The organism is Pseudomonas sp. NPDC088885 (assembly GCF_044750025.1).
Lineage (GTDB): Bacteria > Pseudomonadota > Gammaproteobacteria > Pseudomonadales > Pseudomonadaceae > Aquipseudomonas > Aquipseudomonas rustica.
On sequence record NZ_JBIVJB010000002.1, the window covers coordinates 87,032 to 112,518 of the forward strand.

Below are 25,487 nucleotides of genomic sequence, written 5' to 3' on the forward strand. Positions count from 1 at the left end.
GGGATTGTCGACGGTCGATGCTCCCATCGTGTGCTCTCACATCTGGAGCTCGAGATGTCTGAATACTCTGCACCCCTGCGCGATATGAACTTCGTGATTGAAGAATGGCTCCAGGCTCCCAATGCTTGGCAACAGTCTCAGTTGTTCACTGACCTAGACATTGAGCTTGCCTCGCAGGTGCTCGAAGAGGCCGCGAAATTTGCAACTGGCGAATTGGCTCCTCTCAATGCGATAGGTGATCGTGAAGGGTGCAGGTGGATCGACGGGGAGGTTCGCACTCCGACTGGGTTTGCCGCGGCGTACGCACAATATGTTGAAGGTGGCTGGCCAGCGTTGGCATGTGCAACTGAAGATGGGGGCCAAGGACTGCCTCAATTATTGAACGCAGCGCTACATGAAATGCTCTTCAGCGCTAATCACGCGTGGGCGATGTACACAGGCATTGCGCACGGTGCTTACGAATGCCTACGCGCGCACGGATCAGAGGAGCTGCGTGCGAGATATCTTGAACAAATCGTCTCCGGTGAATGCCTTCCAACCATGTGCCTGACCGAGCCCCAAGCAGGCAGCGATGTCGGATTAGTGCGTACCAGGGCTGATCGGCAAAACGACGGTACCTACACGCTGACTGGCAACAAGATTTTCATTTCTGGTGCAGAACACGATTTCACTCAGAACATTCTGCACTTGGTCTTGGCTCGTGTACCGGGAGCTCCGGCGGGTAACCGAGGTATTTCGCTTTTTCTGGTTCCTAAATACTTCAGCGGCGCCCAGGGCGATGAGCAGAACGGAATTCGCTGCGTTGGAATCGAACATAAGATGGGAATCCATGGCAGTCCGACATGCAGCATTGCATTCGAGGGCGCTAAGGGGTGGCTGGTCGGTCAGGAAGATGCTGGATTGAACGCCATGTTCATCATGATGAACTCTGCGCGTCTCCATGTCGGGTTGCAGGGACTTGGGCATGCACAGATGGCATTGCAGGAAGCAACTGGCTATGCCGCGGAGCGCACGCAGATGCGCGCTCCTCGTCGACCAGAAGGCGTGCCTGCTGCACCTGTTGATCCTATTGAGTACCACCCGGCGATGCGTCGCAAGCTTCTGGAGCTTCGAGCATACACAGAGGGCATGCGTGCTATTGGCTATTGGGCTGCCCATTTACTTGATATGGCAGAAGACGCTTCAGAGGCTGAACGGCACCGCCTAGAGCAGCAAGCGAGTTTATTGACACCAATAATCAAAGCCTTCTTCAGCGAGCAAGGTTTCCGGCTGGCCAGCGAAGCTTTGCAGGTACATGGTGGATACGGTTATGTACAGGATTACAGCATCGAGCAGACACTAAGGGACAGCAGGGTAGTCATGCTCTACGAGGGCACCAATGAAATTCAGGCCAATGATCTGCTTCTTCGAAAGGTGTTAGGCGACAAACATAACGCCTTTGGCAATCTGATAGAGCTCATCCTGAATGAGGCTCACCAGGAGGCTCACAGCGTTTCTGGGTATGGCGTTGTGCTCGAGGTTCTCTGCGCTGAGTTACGTGAAGTGGTGAGTTCACTGCACGATAGTAAAGATCCCGAGCAACCCTATCGAATAGCGACTGATTTTTTGCGCTTGATGGGCCTAGTGCTGCTTGGCTACGCGTGGGCGCGAACATGGCGAATCTCATTAGAGCGAGCCGGGCCTTTCTACCAAACCAAAATTGAAACGGCTCAGTTTTACTTTGACTACGTCCTGCCGGAAGCCGATCTGAGAATCAAAATTATCCGCAAGGCAGCCGTGCTGCCGTTCAAGCGGAGGGGTTGAAATGAATGCTGCCGACCTGATTGCTATCGACATTCATACTCATGCAGAGGTCTCCTGTCATGCGCCAGACGATGACTACAGGATTGAGTTTGAAGAGGCTAAGCGCAAGTACTTCAAATCTGGAGCCCCGCCATCCATTGCGGAAACCATCGCGTACTACAGAGAAAGAAAAATCGGTTTGGTGATGTTTACGGTCGATTGGGAATTTGAGATCGGTCGGCGCCGCATCCCCAATGAAGAGGTAGCGCTTGCGGCGCAAGACAACGCGGACATGATGATGGCGTTCGCAAGCATCGATCCTCATAAAGGGAAGATGGGTGTCCGTGAAATGCGTCGGCTGATTAACGATTTTGGTATCAAGGGGTTCAAGTTTCACCCTACCTGCCAAGGGTTCTTCCCGAACGACCGCATGGCTTATCAGCTGTACGAGGTTATTGCTGAGCATGGCCTGCCAGCAATCTTCCATAGTGGTCATTCCGGTGTAGGCTCAGGCATGCCGGGCGGCGGCGGATTACGTCTAAAGTACTCTAATCCCATTCACCTGGACGACGTTGCCGCGGATTTTCCTGATATGAAAATCATCGTCGCGCACCCATCATGGCCTTGGCAGGATGAGGCGTTGTCCGTCTGCCTTCACAAACCCAACGTTTACATAGACCTTTCAGGGTGGTCGCCAAAGTACTTTCCCCCGCAACTCGTTCAATACGCGAATACTTTGCTTAAAGAGAAAATGCTCTTCGGTTCAGATTTTCCATTGATTACGCCCGATCGCTGGATGAAGGACTTTAAGGAAGCTGGATTTAAGGAGGAGGTGCACTCTCTCATCCTCAAAGAAAACGCGATGCGGGTACTAGGGCTGAGTTCGGAGGCCGTATGAATATGGTGAATGCTCCGCCAGGTGCCGATCAAGATGTCGATGTACGTCTCGATGATCTGCTTGGCTATACGTTCCGTCGAATACAAATTCGAATGAGCCAGCATCTTACTGAGCAGTTTTCCGACTTCAGACTCAGACCTGGACAGTTTTCCGCGATGCTCATATTGGAGCAGTTTCCTGGAATCACCCAAGTGGATTTGGCTCGGAGCTTAGCCATGGAGCCTTCTCAGGTTGTCCAGCTGATTACGAAGCTCGAGAGACGAGCACTTGTAATCCGACAGCGGGGACTTCAGGACAGGCGAGCAAACTTCCTCCATTTGAGCGAAGAAGGTCAAGAGCTGGTTAAGAAGCTAAAGGTCGTCGCTTTACGAAGTGACGACGTAGTTTGTTCAGCTCTTAGTGATGACGAGAAGGCCCATTTGCACCTTCTGCTCTCCAAAATGCTTTAACCGCATTAATAAATTGGGTTTTGCTGTTATGAATAACTCATTGAGGGTGACTACCTCCAGGGAGGGAAACGACCGTGGCGCCTTTGATGGGCACCGGCACACTGCGCTCAAACTCTTTGCGCAACATGGATTTCGCCAGATAAGCATGCGAGATTTGGCTCTGCATATCGGCTTGAAACCTGGATCGATTTACTACTACATAGAGAGTAAAGAACAGCTACTGTTCGAATTTATAGAAGAAATTTATGACTTTTTAAATGTCCCAGGTTTTCTAACATACAACGTCTATGCGCTTAGTCCTGTAGAGCGCTTGCAGAAATTCATTGAATATCATGTACATATCTATAGCTCGATGCCTTTGCATTTCCAGTTACTGCAAAGGGAAAAGGTAAATTTAACAGACGTCTATGGCGATGCGCTGAGAGCCCACGCGGACAAGTATGAGGCGTATACCCTGACGTTGATTGATCCCCTCATAGACGGACAATTCAAGAGCTGCGCGACTCAAAAAGCTGGTGACATCGTTCAATTGTTGAATTCCGTACCTGGCTGCCTGCTAGGTTCCGGCTTCGGACTGGAGGAGATCTCGCGAATTCTGTTCGACCTCGCGACGCAGGTAATCCAGGCACGTTCGTCTTCGTGTTGAAGCCTATCCCGGTGGCTATACCTCACCATTGCACCCTTCCAAAAGCTATGCGAGCAAGAAGCCCGTGCTTGAGCCTCAGCGCCAATATTCGGTTTAAGCGAAGCATTTCTTCTTTGACAGGACAGAGCATTGCATCCATGATAAATCATCATTTGATGATTTTCTGAGGTCTAAATTGGATCGTAAAGAAATGCCCGGCCTGCTCGTAATGTCGCGTCGAACTGTGCTTGCGAGTGCGGTAGGCGCTGCTCTGATGTCGACCTTCGGTGGCGTGGCGCGCGCCACCACTCTAGGAGATGACGTGATGACCCGAGATTTTCCGACCCGTATCTATGGTGACGATGCGGCAGAAATTCCTTACCGCAAAGCTCTGCCACCTGAGGCTCCTCGAGCACGTTACACAGGATTTAAGCCCGAGCAGGTAACCTTGCCGAAAGGTTCTATTCGCCGTGCGGGTGCGAAACCCCTTCCTGTTGACATAATTCTCGAGCGAGATGTTGCGGTTAAGATGCGCGATGGGGTCACCATCTATGTTGATGTTTTCCGTCCGGCCAAGAGCGGTAAATTTCCTTCGCTGGTCGCATGGAGCCCCTACGGCAAGGAGATTGGGGGGCAATGGCTGGATGACATTCATGGTCGCGCTGGTGTGCCCTTAGAGTGGGTGTCCGAGCTGCAGAAATTCGAAGGGCCGGATCCAGCATTTTGGGTCGAACAAGGCTATGTGGTGCTGAATCCTGACCCTCGAGGCGCATATAACTCAGAGGGCAATATCAGCTATTGGGGCCGTCAGTTAGCCGAAGACGGCTACGACTTCATCGAGTGGGCGGCTGAGCAGCCTTGGAGCTCTGGCAAGATTGGGATGGCTGGTAACTCATGGCTAGCAGTGTCGCAATGGTTCATAGCGGCGGAACAACCCCCACACCTAGCCGCGATCGCCCCCTGGGAAGGCTTCAGCGACCATTTCCGTGACACCGGTAACCGCGGCGGCATTCCAGCTCCGGCATTCCCCGAGGCAATCATCCAGACCTTTGCAGGCAAAGGGTACATCGAAGATCAGCCTCGCATGATTGTTAAACAGCAGGTGATGAGTCCCTATTGGGCTGACAAGAAAGCCCGGTTGGAACGCATCCAGGTTCCCGCCTATGTCGTCGCGAGCTACACCAACGCTGCGCATACCCATGGCACGTTTGATGGTTTCCGAAAAATTGCTTCGAAAGAGAAGTGGTTGCGAGTGAACAACACGAACGAATGGCTCGACTTCTACACCCCGCAGTATGAGCAGGAGTTGTTGAAATTCTTCAACCACTACCTCAAGGGGGAGAAGAACGGTTGGCAAGAAACGCCTCAGGTGAGGATTTGTGTGCTTGATCCGAGCGGCACCGACGAGGTTGATCGAGTTGAAAAACAGTGGCCACCAGCTCGAGTAAAATCGACGAAATTGTTCTTGGCGGACAAGGGCAACCTAGATACTGCAGCACCGCCTAAAGAGGCCAAGATATCTTACGAAGTCGGGCCAAACGGTAAGATCTCGCTGACCTACAAATTCGATAAGGACGTTGAACTGATCGGCTACATGAAGCTTCGCCTCTGGGTAGAAGCGAAAGGCTCGAACGATATGGAACTAGCCGTAAGCGTCGAAAAACGCGATGCTACGGGAAATCCCTACAATCGCGAGTTGGGTGAGGGCATGGTCGGGCCGGTGGCCTCGACCGGGCTGCTGCGCGTATCCCAGCGCGAATTGAATGAACAGCTCTCAACCGATTTCGAGCCTTATCTGAAGCATGAACGAGAAGAGCTGCTGAAGCCCGGGGAAATTGTGCCAGTGGAGATTGGTATTTGGCCTATGGCAATGCGCTATAAGGCTGGAGAAGAACTCTATCTGACGATTGCAGCTCACCACCCGATGAGCACCGACTTCGACATGGGTTTTGGCGCAGCTAAGATCGAAATATCTGAGCAGAATTTCACACATGACCGGAGCAACCCTGGGGCATTGAAGAGCATGGGGGGCGGTGCTAACACATCACCGAGCGCCATCCGCGAACAGAAGGTTCCAACTCCCACAAGCCGTAACAAGGGAACTCATGTGTTCCACCTCGGCGGTAGGTATGATAGCCACTTGTTAATCCCAGTGATTACCCTCTGACTAATCAGTGCCGGCCTTGGCTGTAAGCCAAGGCCGGCAACCGCAGCAGGGGCATAGCAATCTTGCATACAGAGGTATTTTGCTTGAAATCCGAAAGCGCCGTCCCTCCTCAAAAGGCTCAACGTGGTCGCAGACGTAGTGGAGAGGTAAGCGGTCGAGAGGTTCTACTTGAGTCAGCTTTACAAGCATTTTCGAAGTTCGGCTATGAAGGTGTTTCTCTGCGATCAATCGCCGCGGACGCTGGTGTCGATATGGCACTGGTTGCTAGGATCTTCGGATCGAAGGCCGATCTCTGGGATTATATTGTAGATAGTTTTGCGGTACGACAAGTTGATCATTTGGCGCAGATACGCAATCTTAATGACGAAGCGGAGAAGAACCCCGAAAAAGCCATGCAACGATTTATTCAGCTCTTCGCTGATATTTCTTTCCACATGCCAGAGTTTCCTGCTTTTCTTCTGCTGGAGGCAAGCAACCCTGGGCCAAGACTTAAAAAATTGAATGAAGAGCTTATCGAGCCCTTTAAAGCCGCAAGCCTTCCTCTAATTTCAAAAGCGCGAGAAGCAGGAATAATCATCGCGCATAATGACGAACTATTCTTTGGTATGTTGATATCGGCGATTTCTTTGCCAATGGTTGCACCGGCTGTATTTTGTGGAAAGCCAACACTCAGTGCTCGATTGAAAAACAGCATTGCCAAACAAGCCATGGCAATGTTTATTGTACGAACGGAAAATCTTTCTTCCTAACATAAGCCAATTCGCCCGCTAGGCATTCAGTTTGCGAGCGGGCGCAATCACGTCTGCTTTCTGTGTCATAAATATCAAACGAATGATTTCATCGCGCGGAGCGAAATTCTTTGGGTGAAACACCGCAAGAGCGTTTGAAGAATCTAGAGAAATAGGCGGGCTCGGAAAAGCCAAGACTGTCAGAAACTTGATTGATAGTCATTTCGGTGTATATGAGACATCGTTTCGCTTCGAGCGAAAGCCTTTCGTTGATCATCTGTAAGGCCGATTGCCCGCCCAGGCGCCGACACAAGGAGTTTAAGTGGTTAGCGCTAATTCCCAATGCCGAGGCATATCGCGAGATTGGCCAATGCTCCCGGTACCGATGCTCAAGCATTGATACGAAACTTTGGAGGTGTTCTAGGCCCCGTTCAGTCGTATGCAGGTGGCTCTCAGCTTCTTCGGAGTTTTTTCGGAGAATCCAAACCATCAGCAAATTGATCAATGAATGCAATGCAAGTTGCCGGCCCCGGTGTTTTTGCCGGTATTCGGTACTGATTGCGTTGAACAGCATGTCGAGGTGCGCAGCATCCTCACCCACTTCATGGCACACGTTTTTATATATGTCAGCTCCCTCAAGCGCCGAGGACAATCCCTGCAACAACGGTTGTGCAAATGTCAGGATATGCCCCTGTATGTCTTGGGAGAACTTAAAGGAGTGAATGCTCATCGCAGGGACTACCTGGAGCGTAGGACGATCTACGTGGACGACAGCATCCTCAACCTTAAGTACTGCATTACCTCCCTGTACATATAGCAACTGCATCAAATCGACATGTCGATGAGCCTTGATTTCCCAATCATGAAGTTTGCTCCGCTCTGGTATGGATTCACAATGCATCAAATCCGGGGTGGGCCAGGAGGCTGTCTCACCGTAAAGCTTGAAAGCTGGTATCCCAACATCAGGTGTCTTTACCATCAGGATCGCCTCGGTGGATCATTCAAAAATCCAAATAATGAAATGGATATTGCCTTCTTATCCACTCCTTTGTCACTAAAAATACAGGAGACAAAAATAATCACACTCCCAGACCCTGCGCGGTTTCAGGGAGCTTACGACGGAAAACCACGATGAAAACTCAAGTCGCAATTATCGGCTCTGGGCCATCCGGCCTTCTTCTCGGTCAGCTGCTCCAGCGTGCCGGCATCGATAACATCATTATCGAACGCAAGAACCCCGAATATATCCTGTCCCGCATACGCGCTGGGGTGTTGGAACAAGGCACCGTGGATTTACTGCGCGAGGCGGGAGTGAGCGATCGCATGGAGAAGGAGGGGTTAGTCCACGATGGTTTTAAAATCGCGTTCGATGGTCGTAGTGAGCACATCAATCTCAAGTCGCTGACCGGCGGGAAAACCGTAATGGTCTATGGACAAACTGAAGTCACGCGTGACCTTATCGATGCTCGTAGTCAAGCCGGTGGAATAACAATTTACGACGCGGATGAAGTAACGCCGCATGACATGAAAACCGACAGCCCCTATGTCACTTGTATAAAGAACGGAGAGGTCGTAAGAATTGATTGTGACTATATCGCTGGTTGTGATGGATTCCACGGTATATCTCGACAGTCAATTCCGGCAGAAAATTTAAAAATTTATGAGCGCGTTTATCCATTTGGCTGGCTAGGTGTACTTGCGGATACCCCGCCGGTTGATGATGAGCTCATCTATGCACGACACGAACGTGGATTCGCTCTATGCAGTATGCGCTCGCCCACCCGGACACGTTATTACGTTCAGGTGGATGCGGAAGAAAAGGTTGAGGATTGGTCGGATGAGAGATTCTGGACAGAGCTTAAAAGCCGTCTGCCAGAAGAGGTGGCAGCACGTTTGCAAACTGGCCCTTCGATTGAAAAAAGTATTGCTCCCCTGCGAAGCTTTGTTGTAGAGCCTATGCAGTATGGTCGGTTATTTCTGTTAGGCGATGCTGCACATATCGTCCCCCCAACTGGCGCGAAAGGGTTAAACCTGGCGGCTAGCGATGTTAGTACGCTCTATCGAATTCTTATAAAAGTTTATAAGGAAGGGCGCACAGAGTTTGTCGAGCGATACTCTCAAATCTGCCTGAAGCGCGTCTGGAAGGCAGAGCGTTTTTCTTGGTGGATGACGTCGATGCTCCATAATTTTCCGGGAACGGACGATTTTAGCCAGCGGATACAGCAGACAGAGTTGGACTACTTCGTTTCATCGGAGGTCGGCAAAAAAAGTATGGCAGAGAACTACGTTGGGCTTCCTTACGAGAAAATCGATTGAGGCTTCAATGCTCAGGAGCGATCACAATTGGACTCAAGGGCTTCAAAATCGACTAAATCTGATGATTAAGACGGACGTCATGTTATAGGAGAGTTAGAGTATTCTCTGGCCGCTTTTTTGTGATGCGGAGTAGCGTCTAGCGAAGCGGTGTTGCCACGCACAACACCGCTATCGCTCGTTGGTAAATGGCAACTGCGTAGCCAAAACATCCATTGCCTACTGGTTCGTGTCGATTCTGCGCACCGGATTACGCATTCTTCGATAGAGCAGCATCCAGCGATCAATAACCTAATACGTTCAGCAAGTCTTTCACCTCAGCTAGCGCGGGAGCATGCGCTCCAGCATGGCGGCAGGATATGGATGCACAGGCTGCCGAAAACCGTAAACGATCCATCAAATCGGCTATACCCAGCAGATCGGCAGCCAGCCAACCAGCCATGCAGGCGTCTCCTGCCCCGACAGTATCAGCGACGTCCACAGGAATCGCTGGCTGCTCATGTTGGCTGTCCGGCGTGTGCAGAATCATTCCGTGCTCACCGCGAGTAAAAAGGATGTGGGCCAGGGGATTTAGGGCCCGTATCTCGTCTATCGCCTGACTTTCGGTGAGCCCTGGGTAGATTTGCCTGATGTCTTCGTCAGAAAGCTTAATCATGTCGGCTAAGACGGTCATCGTTGGGAAGGTTTGTTCCCGGTAATGTCTGTCCATCAAATTACGCCAGTTCGGGTCATAGCTAATCCGTTTACCTGTAGCTTTTGTATGCTGAGCGAGTTTTACCAGTCGGTCTCCTAACGGCTGACGAGTCAAGCTGATACAGCTGAAGTGACAAACTTCAACCTGGTCTTCCCATCCCTGTGGCATCAGAACTGGATCAAAGGACAGGTCGGCTTCACCGGCGAAAAAATATCTTGGAGGATGACTCGAAGGAACGATGGCAACCAGGGGATCTCGGTTTACGCGTTGTATAAACCTCATGTCCAGGCCTGCCAATCCAGACTGCCGCACGATTTCGTCGCCTAGGGTTTCGGTGCTGATAGATCCTGCGAAGGCACTGCTGATACCCAGGCGGCTTAGCGTACGTGCAACATTCCAGGGAGCTCCGCCTGGATAGCCCTGCCATTCCCCGGGCAAGCCTTGGACAAGGTCGGTCAGCGCTTCACCAAATACAATTGCGCGCGGCAATGCCATCATCATTTCCTCAGTTTGTTTTTGTTGGGCAGCGGCTGACGATTCATCTTCGATGAGTCATCACTGGCTTAATGCGCCTTGGTGAAAGGAAGAGATTGATGAGCACCGTCTCGATTAAACAACGTCATCGCGGTTCCACGACGGTACTCGCTCGGTGTCTGTCCCATTTCGATGCGAAAGTGCCTGTTGAAGTTAGATAGGTTTTCATAGCCAACATCAAAGCAGATGTCGGCCACTGACCTTTCTGTTTGCAGCAACAGTCTGCAGGCGCGCTGAACCCTGAGCTTGCGCATGAGATCTATGAAGCCGTGGCCGGTAACCCTTTTAAAGAAGCGCGAAAAACCTGGTTCGCTCATCTCCAACTGGAGGGCGATAACTGAAAGGCGGACATCACCTGTTAATTCAGTCAGCAGGTAGTCAAATGCCCTGTTGATTCTTTCGGAGCTGCGGGCGTCCAGCTTTGGCGTGTAAAAGGCGCTGGCGAGCATGTGAACGTTTTGGCCAGGCGCTTTGATGAGCGTATTGATCAATTGTAAAAACAGAATCAGACGCTCGAGACCTTGAGCCGGGCCGATCTCCTCTAACAGTCGCGCAGCCTGTACAGCTGTTGCGCCTGTGAACTCAAGGCCACGACGAGCATTTTCAAAAAGGTGTTGAAGTTCGCCCAGCTCAGGCAGCGTACCCCGTAAGGCAAGGATCGCCGCGCCATCAAACTGCAGTACCACATCGCGTCCCGGCAGAAACTCTCCAGGTGCCACATCACCTATCCAGTCGTGGGGTAGATCGGGGCCGATCAGCGCAACATGACCTGCACCGAATGCACCTATGTAGTCGCCTGCAACCAGCTTGCCGCTTCCTTTGCGAATCAAATGAACTTCAAATTCAGGATGATGGTTCCAGCGAGCCAGGGAGTAGGGGTAGTCGTGTTCATACCAGCGAAAGAAATGATCAGGCTCGGGGAGAATTACCTCCAACTCGGCCGGTCGCTGCTCAAACAGGGCTGTTCGGTTCTCAGGCATGTCATGCCCCTTTTATAGTTGTTTTTCTTCGTACACGGCCAACATACGCTCTCTTGGTGGGCACGTGCTAGCTCACATATTGCGCACGACTAATACTTTTTTGATCGCGAGCTTGATCCGATTTCTCGGTTAAAAAAGTATCAGTTGGGCGTCCGTTATGCGTTTGTCTGGGGTTTTTTTAGGTGCTGTAATCAGGTCGTCCAATCATTGTGGGTCAGATGCATTTGACCAGCGGTGGTTAACAACAAAAATAATAGCTCCCGTCGTCCAAGGCGCGGAGCGGAGAGCACTACGATGAAAATCCCGAAAGCGCTTTTCCTTTCCGCTGGTCTGTCCTTCGCCTTTCTTAGTCAAGCCGCCGAAACAGTGACTATTGCCACTGTGAATAATGGCGACATGATCCGCATGCAGCGGCTCTCCAAAATTTTTGAACAGCAGCATCCTGATGTGAAGCTAAATTGGGTGGTGCTGGAGGAAAACGTCTTACGTCAGCGCCTTACCACCGATATCGCCACACAGGGCGGCCAATTCGATGTGCTGACTATTGGCACATATGAAACGCCTTTGTGGGGGGCCAAGGGTTGGCTTGAACCGTTCACGGCGTTGCCACCGGAGTACGACCTACAAGACATCTTTCCTTCAGTCCGTCAGGGGCTGTCGATCAACAATACGCTCTATGCATTGCCATTCTATGGCGAAAGCACGATCACCTATTACCGCACTGATCTTTTCAGGGACGCAGGGTTGAGTATGCCGGAGCATCCGACCTGGACGCAGCTCGGCGAGTTTGCCGCCAAGCTTCACCAACCTGATAAAGGGCTGTACGGGATGTGCCTGCGTGGCAAGGCGGGGTGGGGCGAGAACATCACATTGTTAAGTACTATGGCAAACGCCTTTGGTGCCCGCTGGTTCGATGAAAAGTGGCAGCCTGAGCTTTCCAGTCCGGAGTGGACGGCAACGGCGCACTTTTACGTCGATACCATGAAGAATTATGGGCCGCCAGGTGTGTCGAGCAATGGCTTCAATGAAACCCTCGCGCTGTTCAACAGTGGTAAGTGCGCAATCTGGGTGGATGCCAGTGTCGCGGGCTCATTTACTACCGATAAAGAGCAGAGCAAGGTGGTCGACAGTGTGGGCTTTGCTCCTGCACCTATCGAGGTGACCGACAAAGGTTCGTCGTGGCTGTATGCGTGGTCGCTGGCGATACCGGCCACCTCCAAACACAAAGACACCGCAAAAGCCTTTATCACCTGGGCAACGTCGAAAGAATACATCCAGTTGGTTGCTGAAAAAGATGGTGTCACCAATGTCCCGCCTGGTACTCGGCAATCTACTTACAACGAGGCCTACTTGAGGGCTGCGCCTTTCGCGCAGGTGACCTTGCAGATGATGCAGAACGCCGATCCTGCGCACCCTTCGATCAAGCCTGTTCCTTACGTTGGAATCCAGTACGTCACCATTCCCGAGTTCCAGGCGATAGGCACTTCCGTGGGGAAATTGTTTTCGGCCGCTCTCACGGGGCAGATGTCAGTCGATCAAGCACTCGCAGCAGCACAGACCTCCACCGAACGTGAGATGAAGCGCGCCGGTTACCCGAAGTAATCGAACGCCTTAATGGCTCGGGGCATCGGCCTCGGGCACACCCGCACCCAATCGGTTCTGAACGCTATGAATATTACAACCGCCAAAGCTCATACGGACGTTCTCCACCCCCAGTGCAAAAGCCGCGTGGCCAACCCTGGCTGGTTTTTGGTCAGCCCCTCGGTCGCTCTGTTGTTGCTGTGGATGATCGTGCCGCTGGGCATGACCCTGTACTTTTCGCTGATTCGCTACAACCTGCTCAATCCGGGTGAAAACGAGTTCGTCGGCCTAGAAAATTTCACGTATTTCCTGACTGATTCCGGGTTCCTGCCTGGCGCCACCAACACCCTGTTGCTAGTGGGCAGCGTGCTGCTGATCAGCGTGGTGCTCGGCGTACTGATCAGCGCCCTGCTGGAGGCCAGCGAATTTTTCGGCCGTGGCATCGTGCGGGTGCTGCTGATCTCGCCGTTCTTCATCATGCCCACCGTCGGTGCGCTGATCTGGAAGAACCTGATTTTCCACCCGGTGTCGGGAATTCTCGCCTATGTCTGGACACTGTTCGGCGCGCAACCGGTGGACTGGCTTGCGCACTACCCGCTGCTGTCGATCATCATCATTGTCTCCTGGCAATGGCTGCCCTTCGCGATCCTAATCCTGATGACGGCAATGCAGTCCCTCGATCAGGAGCAGAAAGAGGCCGCACGCCTCGATGGCGCCGGGCCGGTCGCGATTTTCTGGCACCTGACGCTGCCGCACCTGGCGCGACCGATTGCGGTGGTGGTGATGATCGAAACCATCTTCCTGCTCTCGGTGTTCGCCGAAATCTTCACCACCACCAACGGCGGCCCCGGCTACGCCTCGACCAACCTCGCCTACCTGATCTACAACCAGGCGCTGGTGCAGTTCGACGTCGGCATGGCGTCGGCGGGCGGCTTGATCGCGGTGGTGATTGCCAACGTCGCGGCCATCGTGCTGGTGCGCATGATCGGCAAAAACCTGACTGACAAAGCCTGAGGCCCGCGCCATGACCCTTCAACAATCCCGTCGTTTGCAAAGCCTGCTGCTGGGCACCTTGGCCTGGGCCATCGCGATCCTGATCTTCTTCCCGATCTTCTGGATGGTGCTGACCAGTTTCAAGACTGAAATCGATGCGTTCGCCACACCGCCGCAGTTCATCTTCACCCCGACGCTGGAAAACTACCTGCACATCAACGAGCGCAGTGACTACTTCAGTTTCGCCTGGAACTCGGTGGTGATTTCCTTCAGCGCCACGGCTCTGTGCCTGCTGATCGCGGTGCCGGCAGCCTACTCGATGGCGTTCTACGAAACCCAGCGCACCAAAGGCACGCTGCTGTGGATGCTCTCGACCAAGATGCTACCGCCGGTGGGCGTGCTGATGCCGATCTATCTGCTGGCTAAGAGTTTCGGTCTGCTCGATACGCGTATCGCCCTGATCGTGATCTACACCCTGATCAACCTGCCGATCGTCGTCTGGATGATTTACACCTACTTCAAGGACATCCCCAAGGACATCCTCGAAGCCGCCCGCCTGGATGGCGCCACCCTGTGGCAGGAAATGGTTCGAGTACTACTGCCGATAGCCAAGGGCGGCCTGGCGTCGACCGTCTTGCTATCGCTGATCCTGTGCTGGAACGAAGCGTTCTGGTCGCTGAACCTGACCTCATCCAAAGCTGCGCCACTGACCGCATTGATCGCCTCGTATTCGAGTCCCGAAGGGTTGTTCTGGGCCAAGTTGTCAGCAGTGTCGACCCTGGCCTGTGCGCCGATCCTGATCTTCGGCTGGATCAGTCAGAAACAACTGGTGCGTGGACTGTCGTTCGGCGCCGTCAAGTAACCAATGGTCTTTTGCAAGCGCGAATTCAAGGTTCGTGCGCATTGATACAAACACAGCGGGGATTCATTTCATGGCCACTCTGAAAATAAAAAACCTGAAGAAAGGCTTCGAAGGTCTGTCCATCATTAAGGGCATTGATCTCGTTGTTCGCGATAAAGAATTCGTTGTGTTCGTTGGCCCATCGGGCTGCGGCAAATCTACATTGCTACGGTTGATCGCCGGCTTGGAGGAGGTCACCAGCGGCACTATTGAATTGGATGGTCGAGACATCACAGAGGTCAGTCCGGCCAAACGCGATCTGGCAATGGTATTTCAAACTTATGCGTTGTACCCGCACATGACGGTGCGCAAGAACATGTCCTTCGCACTGGATCTCGCGGGGGACAACAAGCAGGACGTCGAGCGCAAGATCACTGAAGCGGCACGAATCCTAGAGCTGGAGCGCCTACTTGAGCGTAAGCCAAAACAGCTTTCTGGAGGTCAGCGCCAACGAGTCGCTATCGGTCGCGCAATTGTTCGCAATCCCAAGATTTTCTTGTTCGACGAGCCGTTGTCTAACCTCGACGCGGCCCTTCGTGTGCAGATGCGTTTGGAGCTATCCCGGCTGCACAAGGAGCTGCAGGCGACCATGATTTATGTGACTCATGACCAGGTCGAAGCCATGACGCTCGCCACGAAGGTAGTGGTTCTTAATGGGGGTCGCATTGAGCAGATTGGCTCACCACTTGAGCTTTATCACCAGCCCGCGAATCTGTTTGTAGCAGGATTTTTGGGCACGCCAAAAATGGGCTTCCTCAAAGCCAAGGTGGTTTCCAACAATCATCTAGGGGTGGAGGTCGAACTGGCATCTGGGCGGAGCCTGCTCATACCTCGCGACGGAAGCTCTCTGTCCGTGGGCAGTGAAGTGACTGTAGGCATACGTCCCGAGCACCTAAGCCTAAATGATCAAGGCCAACTGCCCATCATCACTGATGTAACTGAACGCCTGGGTAGCGACACCTTCTGTCACGTTGTCGCCAAGTCCGGCGAAGCACTTACCGTGCGAGTAAATGGCGACTGTGATGTTGCTTATGGAGAACATCGGTGGGTTGCGCTGGATGTTTTGCATTGCCATTTGTTCGATGAGCACGGAAAAGCTGTAGGGCCGTTAAAACGTCTCGCTGCCTGATTTTACGCCACTCCAATGCCCTCGGTTGGGCGTACTCAATTTTCAGAAAACGGATGAAGAATCAATGAAACGACTAGAAGGTAAAAGCGCGCTGGTGACTGGCTCCGCCCGAGGCATTGGACGTACTTTTGCGCAGGCTTACATCCGTGAAGGGGCAATGGTCGCTATTGCTGATATCGATTTGGAGCGCGCTCAAGCTACTGCTGACGAGTTAGGGCCTAACGCTTATGCAGTCGAAATGGACGTGACCAACCAGGCCTCTATTGATGGAGCAATTGCTGCCGTGATCGCGCAGACGGGTAAGTTGGATATCCTGGTAAACAATGCCGCGTTATTCGATCTTGCTCCCATTACCGAAATCACTCGCGAGAGTTATGAACGCCTATTTTCGATCAACGTATCGGGAACCCTATTCACCTTGCAGGCGGCGGCTCGCCAGATGATCAGTCAGGGACATGGCGGGAAGATAATCAATATGGCCAGTCAGGCCGGTCGCAGAGGGGAGGCGCTTGTCGGTGTGTATTGCGCGACCAAGGCGTCAGTAATCAGCCTTACTCAGTCTGCAGGTCTCAATCTAATCAAGCATGGGATCAACGTGAATGCTATTGCTCCAGGGGTTGTCGACGGCGAGCACTGGGATGGCGTCGACGCAATGTTTGCGAAATATGAGAATCGACCATTGGGAGAGAAGAAAAAGCTGGTAGGGCAGGAGGTGCCTTTTGGGCGAATGGGCACAGCAGATGATCTAACGGGAATGGCTATTTTTCTCGCGTCATCTGAGAGCGAGTACGTTGTAGCTCAGACTTACAATGTCGACGGTGGCAACTGGATGAGTTGACGTCTTGCCATCGAGATGATTTGTTGTGTTGCACCTCAGCGGCATCGAAGAAAGCCGATGCCGCTGAAGATATGAGCGCGATCGTACGACTTTATCAGTAGTGTCCAGTTGGTTCGGCTCGGCTCAAAACGTTCTTGCCTTGCGGATACGAAACAGAATCGCGAGTAACGCAGCAACCGCCACCGGGCCCATGAATAGGATTGCAGTTTTGGAGGTAACGTCGAGACCCAGAGCGTGCAGTCCTAGATACGACATTTTGAAAAGGTTGAGCAGGTAATAAGTAATCGCGATGATCGATAGGCCCTCTACCGCATGCTGTATTTTGACCTGAGAGTCTGCACGCGCATTCAGGCTTTTCAGGATCTCAGCATTCTGTTCCTCCATCTCGACTTGAACTCTGGCCAGCAAAAGATCGCCGAGATTGGCGACACTCTTCGCCAGCTGTTCCAGCCGCTGTTCAGTTGCTGCGCAGTACCTGACCGTGGGCTTGAAGCGCCTATCAATAAACACCCCCAATCGCTGATATCCGCCGACGTGGCTTTCACGCAATTCTGCCAAGCGCTCAAAGACAAGCTGCGCGTACGCTTGGGTGGCGCTGAAACGATGGCGATGCTCCGCTGTTTCACGCACAACATCTGCGGATATCTTTGTTATATCGGCGAGCAAAGCCTTTGCCTCACCTGGTTGAAGCTCTGCATTGCGCCGGGAGAGGTCTACTAGGGCTTTGTCGAAATCGCTCAGGCGAGCGCTTAGTGTTCGGGCTACAGGCAGGCTGAGAGAGGCCATCATTCGGTAGGTCTCGATTTCCAGCAGACGTCTGATCATTCGTCCTTGGCGATAGGCATTCAGGCCTTTGTTGATGAATAAAAACCGGTTTGTACCCTCCAGACAAAGTCGGAAATCACTCCAGACTACCGCATCAGATCCACCAATGATGGAGCCGCAAGGGTCTTTAAATGAGTAGTTTTCGAGGTTCTGGTGCCATTCGGAATCGCTCTCTACAATTATCTGGACTGAATTAATTAGCTTGGGAAGGAGTGGCTCAATGGCTTCAGATAACGCCGGCGGCAGTGCAGTCCAGTCTCGGAGTCCGCGCTCACAAGGCACTACCCAGGTCACTGTAAAAAATTCGGCATGTTGCTCCCATTTGAACGGGTGGCCGCCCAAGCGCGAGATACCTTGAACACAATTTGGGTCTACCGATGAATGGCAAAGTTTTTCAACAAGCGTTTTGCATTCAAGCGGATCACCGATGAATGCCAAGTGATAAACATGCGCGGGCTCTTCGAAGTAGAGCGATGGTCGAGCGTGCAATTCGTTATGGAGGGACTGTCTTAGACTATGCATGAAAGGCTCGGATTGAAAGTGAACTGCCACGTATTCATTCAGGGAGCGTTAGAAATGACCCGCCCAATACTTGCTGCTCGCGCTTGTGAAGACCCGCGAATGGCGCCTTTGCTCTGAGACCCATTTCCGTTGCTCTCAGAGTCTTGATCCACGCTACGCATAGGAGGTGTTCAGCGAGACTCATGCTGATCCCGGCCTGCGTCGTCGATAGAGTTAAGAGCATCGAGAAGCCTCTTTTGCCGCTGACAGTAGTTGGTTCACCATGCCAATGATGAGGCTCACAAGTGTTGGTTCTGGCAGGTCGTGATGCTGCTTCAAAGTCACTGTGCAGGTAATTAACCCGAGAATTCCGCATGCAATGACTTCGGCATCAATGTGTTGAAAAATGCCTTCTTTCATCCCTCTCTTCAAAATGCATTCGAGCTCACGTGTATACACTTGCTCCTGTTCCAAAACGCGCTTCTGCTGGATAGGGTCTAGATGATAAGCCTCCATTTTGAGCAGACGCTCCTCTGGTTCACAGTGAATGTGCCTTTGCACGTTGAATCGAATGAATGCATCCAGCCGTGGGCGAGTTGATCGGTGCTTCGATTTTTCCCGACGCCATGACGCCAGCCGCTTCTGGTGAAGCTGCTCCATTACCTCCTCAAGCAAATCCTGTTTGCTTGAGAAGTGGTAGTAAAGACTTCCTGCGTGAATCCCAACTGTTTTCGCAAGGCCACGCATGGACATTCCAGAAAAGCCTTGATCGGTGATTAGTTGGCACGCCGAGTCCACGATGTGCTGACCGATGGTATCTGCGCAGGGCGCATGAGCGGTGCCAATGGCGGTATTCATGTTCAAGTCGATCCCTGTTACTGGGGCGATTTGTGTTTGACGCAGTACGGATCTCGAAGAAAAGAATCCTGACGTCTGTTTTTGTGCTGAAATCCGTTTGTCTTTAGCGCCTTGCTGCACAGTTTTTCATGCGTCCGTAAATGTGCCGAAATGAATATAGAATTTAATCATGCCCCAAGTAAATAGGGGGTTTACAGTGGATCCACGAAAGGATACAAAGTCACCATCAATCCAGCAGGTGGCTACAAATGACTCAGAAAAATGTGCAGAAATTCGATGTTGCTATCATCGGGGGCGGCATCATCGGCTCCAGTGTCGCGTACCATATTCTCAAGGCATCACCTGGTACGTCGGTGTGCGTGATCGAACCAGATTCAACCTATGAGTTCGCAAGTGCATTGCGTTCCTCAGGCGGTTGCCGAGTTCAATTCACCGGTGCTGAGAACATCGAGATGTCGCTCTACAGTATTGAGCGCATCAAAAATTTCGAGCACGAGATGGAGTCGAAGGGGCGCCCAGCTCCTGTGGATTGGGTCGAGGGTGGATACCTTTTTGTTGTCGAGCCTGAACATGTCGCGGCCATCGAGCGCAATGTGCGTAAGCAGCAAGAGCACGGATGCGTGGTGGAACTCCTTGACGCAGCAGCTCTCAAGAATCGCTTTCCATCTATCAACAGTGATGACTTGGGCGTGGGCGCATATACCCCCCATGACGGCTGGTGCGATCCGAACGGTCTGCTCTGGGGCTATCGCCGCAAGGCTGTAGAGCTTGGGGCGGTCTACATCAAGGATAAATTCGTCGATGCGGTGGTGGATGTACACAAGGCGCAGACGGCAATCCTGGAGTCTGGCTTGCGTATTGATGCTGAAGCCTTCGTCAATGCCGGCGGAGCATGGTCAGGACTGATAGCTGAGAAATTCGGTATGCACCTGCCGATTGTCCCTATGCGTCGATTCGAGCACTACTTCACACCTGCCACCCCGATGGAGCGGTTGCCGTACGTCAAAGACCTTTCGCGCTTGGCATTTCGCTCCGAAGGGGAAGGTTTTTCTGGTGGACTCGTCAACGGTGCGGAGCCACGTGGTTTCAATTTCGAAGTGGATCATGATTACTGGGAGCAAGTGGTTTGGCCAGCCGTCGCGCACCGCTTCCCTGCGTTGGAAGCTGCTAAATGCCATCGCACTTGGTCGGGTTTGTATGAGGTCAACGAGCTGGATGGTAACGCGGTAATTGGCCGCTGGAACTCCAAACTGCCTAACCTATACACCGTGGCCGGTTTCTCAGGGCACGGAATGATGCATGCGCCCGCAGCAGGCCGAGCGATCGCAGAGCTACTAATCCAAGGTTCGTACCAATCCTTGGATCTGACTCGCCTGGGTTACGAGCGTGTGGAGGCAAATGTGCCTTACGCTGAAGAAGGTATTCTCTGATTTCCCGCATTACTCAGAATACGAGTGATAGAGGTGCCACTTGCTGAGTGTCCCCGTCCATCAGCCAAACTCGGGCTGGCGGCAGGGTAGGTGAACCCTCTTTATCTGACCGGGCATCTTGCCCAATGTTATTTCCTCACTTGCCCAACTGTTTTAGTTGGGCAATTTTTTGAGGAGGCGCATTGACTCATTTGGTGGAGCTGCTTCGATTTCCTGTCGATTGACAAGCAGTCAATAACTAGGAGCTCCCCTCCATAATCTGAACAGCAGGTGAGCTGCTAGTTTTATGCAGAAATGCGTATCAACGAAAGTCAGCTTATGTCGACGGAGAACTGCCCAGACTCTCATACAAGAATCTAGCAAGAGTCAGTAGACGCTAGTCTTTACAGTGGATCCATAAAAGGATACAAAGTGGATAAGCTAGGTCGGTCGGGTGTGTATTCGCACAGGAATGTGCAAAAAAATGGTGATCAGCGTAGCCCTATCAGGATCATCATTTTTTCCTGCCCCATCTGATCGCCAAGCAAAAAACCCTATTCAAACTCATAAGATGCATATCTCAGACGTTTTCGCCATTCAGGCGGGATCGGAATCTCCTGGTACTGGGTTTTGCTCTCAATTGTCCATCAAAAAGATCTTTATATGCCCCTGCAAAACGCTCTCGAAGAAAACAAGATCGGCTTAAGCGCCGACGCCGTCACGAACCGCCTTCGGGAAATGATATTGAGCGGGACTATCGGTATTGGCGTTCAACTCAAACAGGTTCATTTGGCCAAGCAATTTGGAGTGAGCCGGCTGCCAGTTCGTGAGGCGTTGAAAAGACTGGAAGCTGAGGGGCTTATTCGCCACGTTGCGCGTCAAGGTTCAGTCGTGGCGAACAAGTCAATTGCTGACCTGATTGAAACGCTGGACATCCGGATCGCCCTAGAGAGCCGAGCGCTCCAGCTGTCGATCCCAAAGCTCCAGGATTTCGACTTCAGCGCCGCTCGGGATGTGCTGCATCGATACGAAGAAAGTACATCTCCACGAGAATGGGGAGAACTGAATCTGGAATTCCATTCCATTCTCTACCGGGCCTGTCAGCGTCCAATGCTGTTGAAAATGATCGCGGACACCGTCAAGGGTGTAGACCTGCATCTCAAGGTGTTGCAGTCCAATTCAGTAGGCCAGAAATCCTCACTCAAGGAGCACGCTGACATCTTGGATGCGTGTGAGACTCGGGATGTTACGACTGCGATCCGCTTGCTAGAACAGCACATAGAACACACGCAAAATGCATTGTTGGAAATGCCTCTGCTTCCAGAGCCGTTCGCACTTTGACCTAGATACATCACCACAGTTTAGAAACAGGATTACGAAATGGTCGATCTTGATTTTTTAACGGATCTCTCCTGCTCCGGAACGAATTTGTCCTTCGTCGAACAGCTCTTTGATCTTTTGCCGGATGTCCAATTTTTCATCAAGGATCACGCTGCTCGATATCTGGTGGTGAACCAAGCCATTGTTGAGCATGCTGGCCTATCGGACAAAAGGGACATGATCGGCCGCACATGCGAAGAGATTTTCACCAACCCAGGCGGAAAGATTTCACAGCAGGATTTGCATGTCATAGAGACCGGTAAAGAAGTCCTGAATGCGTTGGAAATGTGCCTTTCCCTAAACAAGCAGCGCAAGTGGTGCCTGAGTTCAAAATTTAAGGTGCGAGGGGCGGTGCCGGGCGGAGCGGCGTTGGTTGGGATTTCGAGGGTGCTCCCTGCGACCGAGGAGCGGCATGACAACTACAAGACGTTGAATTCATTTTTGGCGTATCTAAAAGAGAACTGCAACACGCCCATCCTAATAAAGGATGCTGCCAAAAAGTTTAATTTTTCTCCAGATGTGCTTGAGCGTCTGACCCGAGAGCTATTCAGTCTCACGCCTAAGCAAATTCTGACCCAGCTCCGCATGGAGAGAGCCTGTACGCTGCTGGAGACAACGACTCAGAGCGTAAATGAGATCGTTGGTGACTGTGGGTACGTCGATCACAGTGCATTCACACGTCAGTTCAAGGCGAGTACCCATTACACCCCCCTTCAGTATCGAAATGCGGTTGCAGGTTTGCGTCGATAATGAGTGCTCCAACCTGGGTAGGTTGGAGCACCTTGTAACTAAACTTGCGCGTCAGCGACCATTTTGGTTCGGAGATAAGCGTCTAGGCCTTCCAGCCCACTTTCATGGCCGTATCCTGATTCATTGAACCCTCCGAATGGGGTCTCTGCCTCATGGACGGACATGTGGTTGATGCCTACTACACCCGCTTCAACCGCTTGGCTTGCTCGTGCAGCAGTCGTTCCGTCGCGAGTGAAGATGTATGCCGCCAGCGCATATGGCAGCGCGTTCGCTCTCTGAATCACCTCTTCGAAAGTGTCGAACACGGTCAGGGGAGCCAGCGGGCCAAACGGCTCATCGATCATTATCAATGCATCATCAGGGACGTCACGCATTACCGTTGGGGCAAAGAAGAAACCTTCACGCTTCAGCCGGCTTCCCCCAGTGAGCACTTTGGCGCCTTTCGCGACTGCATCGGCCACCAAAGTATCCATGTTATCCAAGCGGCGTTCGGTGATCAGTGGGCCCATTACTACGCCTTGCTCCAAACCGTTCCCGATGACCAGGCGTTTGGTACGTTCCAGAAAACCCGCAATGAATTGCTCATAGATTGAGCGATGGATAAAGAATCGGGTAGGGGAGGTGCACACCTGGCCAGCGTTTTTGAATTTCGCTGCAACGAGTTGATCGAGAGCACGCTCCAGATTTGCATCCTCAAACACTAATACAGGAGCGTGTCCGCCCAGTTCCATTGTGCAACGTTTCAGGGTGTCCGCAGCCAGCTTCTGCAGTGTTTTGCCAACAGGAGTGGAGCCAGTGAGTGAGACCTTCTTAGGTATGGGCGAGCCAATCAGGTATTCCGAGATCGGGCCCGGCGGGCCAAATACCAGACCGATAACTCCTGCTGGAATGCCTGCGTCCTGGAAGCAACGAACTATACCCACCGCAGTACCAGGAGTTTCATTGCTTGGCTTCACGATGATGGAGCAACCCGCTGCCAGCGCGCCTGCGATTTTCAGTGCAACGTTACCTGCGGGGAAATTCCACGCCGCGAACCCAAGGGCCGGCCCGACAGGTTCTTTGAGAACGCTCTGACGAACCAGCGGGTTTCGTGCAGGAATGATTCGACCATATGCCCGTTTGCCTTCCTCGGCGTACCAGCGAATGGCGTCTACACAGAACTGAACTTCACCAGTGGCTTCCTGCAACGATTTTCCGTTCTCTTGGGTTAGCACACGGGAAATCTCTGGTTTGCGCGCTTCCAGCAGATCAGCTGCTTTGCTGAGCAGCGTCCATCGCTGGGCCGCAGTCAGCTGTTTCCATTCTTCAAACGCTCGCTGGGTGGCATTGAGAGCCCGGTCGAGGTCTTCAATGCTCGCACAGGGAATGGTGGCGATTTCTTCTCCAGTGGCCGGGTTGAGCAGAGGGAGAGTTTCACCCTCACTGCCAAGGCACCATGCTCCATCAATCAGCAATTCGATCTTTTCGTTAAACATGTGAACTCCAATGAATTTGGGTATGACGCAATGCCCGAATCAGCTTCGATAAAACGATGCTGTTGATGGGGGAAGAGGAGTTTTGCCAGCGATGCGGTCGCTGATTTTTTCAGCCATCATCATGATTGAGGCGCTGAGGTTAGCTGTGACTACGCGCGGCATAATCGATGCGTCTACGACTCGCAACTTCTGAACACCACGCACGCGACCTTCTGAGTCAACTACCGATCCATCATCAGTTCCCATCCGGCAAGTTCCGGCGGGGTGATACGAAGTGCCGGTATTAGCACGGATGAATGCCTCCAGTTCTTTGTCGGTCTGGGCGTCAGCACCGGGTGCAAGCTCCTCTCCGCGAATGCCATCCCAGACCGGTTGCGCAATTAGTTTGCGAGCGAGGCGGATCGAATCGATCATGTCGCGCATATCCTGCTGAGTGCTCAGATGGTTGAATACGATCAGAGGCGCGTCGGTCGGGTCTATGGAACGCAGGGTCACCGAACCACGGCTTTCGGGGCGAGAAAGATCGACCCAGAATTGGAATCCCGGTACAGCTACGAGCTTTCCATTGCGCACAAACCGGGTCAGCGGTAAAAACTCGAACTGAACGTTGGGAAATTCGACGTTGTCACGGCTTCGTAGAAATGCACCCGTTTCGAAGAAGTTGGTCGCCCCCAAACCTTTTTTCTGCAACAGCCACTGCGCCCCCATTTTTACCTTGCCGATGGGCCCAAGCTGGGAAACGAGAGAATCCTGATGGCGTGCGGCGTACTGGATATTTACCCCTGGGTGGTTTTCCAGATTTTTGCCCACGGCAGGAAGGTGTACTTCGCTTTTGATACCAAGCTTATTGAGCTCGTCCGCGTCACCAATGCCCGACAGCATCAGAAGCTGTGGAGAGTTAAACGCTCCTGCGCACAGAATCACTTCGCGTCTGCATCGAATTGAGTGGGTTTTACCCTGATGATCTACCTGTGCGCCAATGGCTATTTTCTTCTCGATATCAATCCGGCGCACTGTCGAATGAGTCCAGACTTCGAGATTTTTACGATTTTCCACTGGGTGGAGATAGCCCCTTGAAGAAGACCAGCGCACGCCGTTGTATACCAGTGCCTGAGCAATATGCAGGCCTTCCTGCTTATACCCGTTATGGTCATTGGTCAGCGCATAGCCGGCTTGCTCGCCGCAGCGCAGGAAGGTGTCATAGAGCTTGTGCTCGGCTTTGCAGCGAGTGATCTGCATCGGGCCTTCACCACCTCGCCATTGATCGGCGCCACCGGAGAAAGTTTCCATACGGCGGAAGTAGGGTAAGCAATGAGCAAAGCTCCACTCGGGGAGGCCGTTGGCAGCCCAGCCCTCGAAGTCCAACGGATTACCACGGTTGAAAATCATGGCATTGATAGATGAGCTGCCACCGAGTACTTTGCCGCGCTTTTCGTCGATCAAGCGATTGTTCAGGTACGGTTCTGGCCCTGAATCATACTGCCAGCCCAATTTCTTGCTTCCATACGCAAATGGCAAAGCCGCTGGCATGTCGATGATGAGCGACTTGTCTTTACCTCCTGCTTCAATCAGCAGAACTCGTACTGTCGGATCCTCAGTAAGTCGATTAGCGACAATGCACCCAGCAGAGCCCGCGCCAATAATTATGTAATCGTATTCCACGTGAGCCTCGATATT

The 25,487-nt window shown here is 52.4% G+C and carries 22 protein-coding genes; 15 read left to right on the forward strand and 7 right to left on the reverse strand.

Annotated elements, in window-relative coordinates; all coding sequences use genetic code 11:
* Positions 1-54 precede the first annotated feature (54 nt).
* From ACIP1X_RS02810 to ACIP1X_RS02835, 6 genes are all read left to right on the forward strand, one after another.
* On the forward strand, positions 55-1,803 hold the full coding sequence (locus ACIP1X_RS02810; RefSeq protein WP_400749135.1) for an acyl-CoA dehydrogenase family protein: 1,749 nt from the start codon (positions 55-57) through the stop codon (positions 1,801-1,803).
* 1 nt (position 1,804) lies between these two features.
* Positions 1,805-2,680 (forward strand): amidohydrolase family protein, encoded by an 876-nt coding sequence (locus ACIP1X_RS02815; protein ID WP_400749137.1) that lies wholly within the window; start codon positions 1,805-1,807, stop codon positions 2,678-2,680.
* On the forward strand, positions 2,677-3,129 hold the full coding sequence (locus ACIP1X_RS02820; RefSeq protein WP_259197915.1) for a MarR family winged helix-turn-helix transcriptional regulator: 453 nt from the start codon (positions 2,677-2,679) through the stop codon (positions 3,127-3,129). Before ACIP1X_RS02815 ends, ACIP1X_RS02820 begins: the two co-directional genes overlap by 4 nt.
* Positions 3,130-3,157: 28 nt before the next feature.
* Positions 3,158-3,775, forward strand: a complete 618-nt coding sequence (locus tag ACIP1X_RS02825) for a TetR/AcrR family transcriptional regulator (RefSeq protein ID WP_400749139.1) — start codon at positions 3,158-3,160, stop codon at positions 3,773-3,775.
* A 175-nt stretch (positions 3,776-3,950) separates the two neighbouring features.
* Positions 3,951-5,921: a CocE/NonD family hydrolase gene (locus ACIP1X_RS02830; RefSeq protein WP_400749142.1), complete on the forward strand. Its 1,971-nt coding sequence runs from the start codon at positions 3,951-3,953 to the stop codon at positions 5,919-5,921.
* Between the two features lie 83 nt (positions 5,922-6,004).
* Complete coding sequence (locus ACIP1X_RS02835; protein WP_400749145.1) at positions 6,005-6,670, forward strand: TetR/AcrR family transcriptional regulator; 666 nt, start codon at positions 6,005-6,007, stop codon at positions 6,668-6,670.
* A gap of 88 nt (positions 6,671-6,758) precedes the next feature.
* Here the strand turns inward: ACIP1X_RS02835 and ACIP1X_RS02840 are convergent, their stop codons facing one another.
* Positions 6,759-7,628 carry a helix-turn-helix domain-containing protein gene (locus ACIP1X_RS02840; protein ID WP_400749147.1) on the reverse strand — a complete coding sequence of 290 codons (870 nt, stop codon included), beginning with the start codon at positions 7,626-7,628 and terminating at the stop codon, positions 6,759-6,761.
* A gap of 152 nt (positions 7,629-7,780) precedes the next feature.
* On the opposite strand from ACIP1X_RS02840, the gene pobA reads away from it, so the two are divergent.
* Positions 7,781-8,965, forward strand: a complete 1,185-nt coding sequence (gene pobA / locus ACIP1X_RS02845; protein ID WP_400749149.1) for a 4-hydroxybenzoate 3-monooxygenase — start codon at positions 7,781-7,783, stop codon at positions 8,963-8,965.
* A gap of 280 nt (positions 8,966-9,245) precedes the next feature.
* On the opposite strand, the gene ACIP1X_RS02850 is transcribed toward pobA, so the two are convergent.
* Both ACIP1X_RS02850 and ACIP1X_RS02855 read right to left on the reverse strand, forming a co-directional pair.
* Positions 9,246-10,151: a carbohydrate kinase gene (locus ACIP1X_RS02850; protein WP_400749151.1), complete on the reverse strand. Its 906-nt coding sequence runs from the start codon at positions 10,149-10,151 to the stop codon at positions 9,246-9,248.
* Between the two features lie 68 nt (positions 10,152-10,219).
* Positions 10,220-11,170, reverse strand: a complete 951-nt coding sequence (locus ACIP1X_RS02855; RefSeq protein ID WP_400749154.1) for an AraC family transcriptional regulator — start codon at positions 11,168-11,170, stop codon at positions 10,220-10,222.
* A gap of 294 nt (positions 11,171-11,464) precedes the next feature.
* Between ACIP1X_RS02855 and ACIP1X_RS02860 the strand changes: the two genes are divergently transcribed.
* The 5 genes from ACIP1X_RS02860 to ACIP1X_RS02880 all read left to right on the forward strand — a co-directional run bounded on the left by ACIP1X_RS02860 (position 11,465) and on the right by ACIP1X_RS02880 (position 16,612).
* Positions 11,465-12,772, forward strand: a complete 1,308-nt coding sequence (locus ACIP1X_RS02860; protein WP_400749157.1) for an ABC transporter substrate-binding protein — start codon at positions 11,465-11,467, stop codon at positions 12,770-12,772.
* Positions 12,773-12,838: 66 nt separating this feature from the next.
* Complete coding sequence (locus tag ACIP1X_RS02865; protein WP_400749160.1) at positions 12,839-13,765, forward strand: carbohydrate ABC transporter permease; 927 nt, start codon at positions 12,839-12,841, stop codon at positions 13,763-13,765.
* Between the two features lie 10 nt (positions 13,766-13,775).
* Positions 13,776-14,606 (forward strand): carbohydrate ABC transporter permease, encoded by an 831-nt coding sequence (locus tag ACIP1X_RS02870; protein ID WP_007936731.1) that lies wholly within the window; start codon positions 13,776-13,778, stop codon positions 14,604-14,606.
* A gap of 70 nt (positions 14,607-14,676) precedes the next feature.
* Positions 14,677-15,774: an ABC transporter ATP-binding protein gene (locus tag ACIP1X_RS02875; RefSeq protein ID WP_400749163.1), complete on the forward strand. Its 1,098-nt coding sequence runs from the start codon at positions 14,677-14,679 to the stop codon at positions 15,772-15,774.
* 64 nt (positions 15,775-15,838) lie between these two features.
* Positions 15,839-16,612, forward strand: a complete 774-nt coding sequence (locus tag ACIP1X_RS02880) for an L-iditol 2-dehydrogenase (RefSeq protein ID WP_400749166.1) — start codon at positions 15,839-15,841, stop codon at positions 16,610-16,612.
* Between the two features lie 123 nt (positions 16,613-16,735).
* Here the strand turns inward: ACIP1X_RS02880 and ACIP1X_RS02885 are convergent, their stop codons facing one another.
* Both ACIP1X_RS02885 and ACIP1X_RS02890 read right to left on the reverse strand, forming a co-directional pair.
* A complete protein-coding gene (locus ACIP1X_RS02885; protein WP_400749169.1) occupies positions 16,736-17,959 on the reverse strand; it encodes a DUF3422 domain-containing protein in 1,224 nt (407 codons plus the stop codon).
* Positions 17,960-18,172: 213 nt separating this feature from the next.
* Entirely contained in the window at positions 18,173-18,796 is a 624-nt protein-coding gene (locus ACIP1X_RS02890; protein WP_400749172.1) for a TetR/AcrR family transcriptional regulator, read from the reverse strand.
* A 248-nt stretch (positions 18,797-19,044) separates the two neighbouring features.
* On the opposite strand from ACIP1X_RS02890, the gene ACIP1X_RS02895 reads away from it, so the two are divergent.
* From ACIP1X_RS02895 to ACIP1X_RS02905, 3 genes are all read left to right on the forward strand, one after another.
* Positions 19,045-20,226, forward strand: a complete 1,182-nt coding sequence (locus ACIP1X_RS02895; protein WP_400749175.1) for an NAD(P)/FAD-dependent oxidoreductase — start codon at positions 19,045-19,047, stop codon at positions 20,224-20,226.
* A gap of 642 nt (positions 20,227-20,868) precedes the next feature.
* Positions 20,869-21,546, forward strand: coding sequence for a GntR family transcriptional regulator (locus tag ACIP1X_RS02900; RefSeq protein WP_400749177.1), 678 nt, complete (start codon positions 20,869-20,871; stop codon positions 21,544-21,546).
* Between the two features lie 39 nt (positions 21,547-21,585).
* The gene (locus ACIP1X_RS02905; protein WP_400749180.1) at positions 21,586-22,335 is read left to right on the forward strand and encodes an AraC family transcriptional regulator; all 750 of its coding nucleotides are present in this window, start codon (positions 21,586-21,588) and stop codon (positions 22,333-22,335) included.
* 38 nt (positions 22,336-22,373) lie between these two features.
* On the opposite strand, the gene ACIP1X_RS02910 is transcribed toward ACIP1X_RS02905, so the two are convergent.
* Both ACIP1X_RS02910 and ACIP1X_RS02915 read right to left on the reverse strand, forming a co-directional pair.
* Positions 22,374-23,810 carry an NAD-dependent succinate-semialdehyde dehydrogenase gene (locus ACIP1X_RS02910; RefSeq protein ID WP_400749183.1) on the reverse strand — a complete coding sequence of 479 codons (1,437 nt, stop codon included), beginning with the start codon at positions 23,808-23,810 and terminating at the stop codon, positions 22,374-22,376.
* A 39-nt stretch (positions 23,811-23,849) separates the two neighbouring features.
* The gene (locus ACIP1X_RS02915; protein WP_400749186.1) at positions 23,850-25,472 is read right to left on the reverse strand and encodes a choline dehydrogenase; all 1,623 of its coding nucleotides are present in this window, start codon (positions 25,470-25,472) and stop codon (positions 23,850-23,852) included.
* Positions 25,473-25,487: the final 15 nt, after the last annotated feature.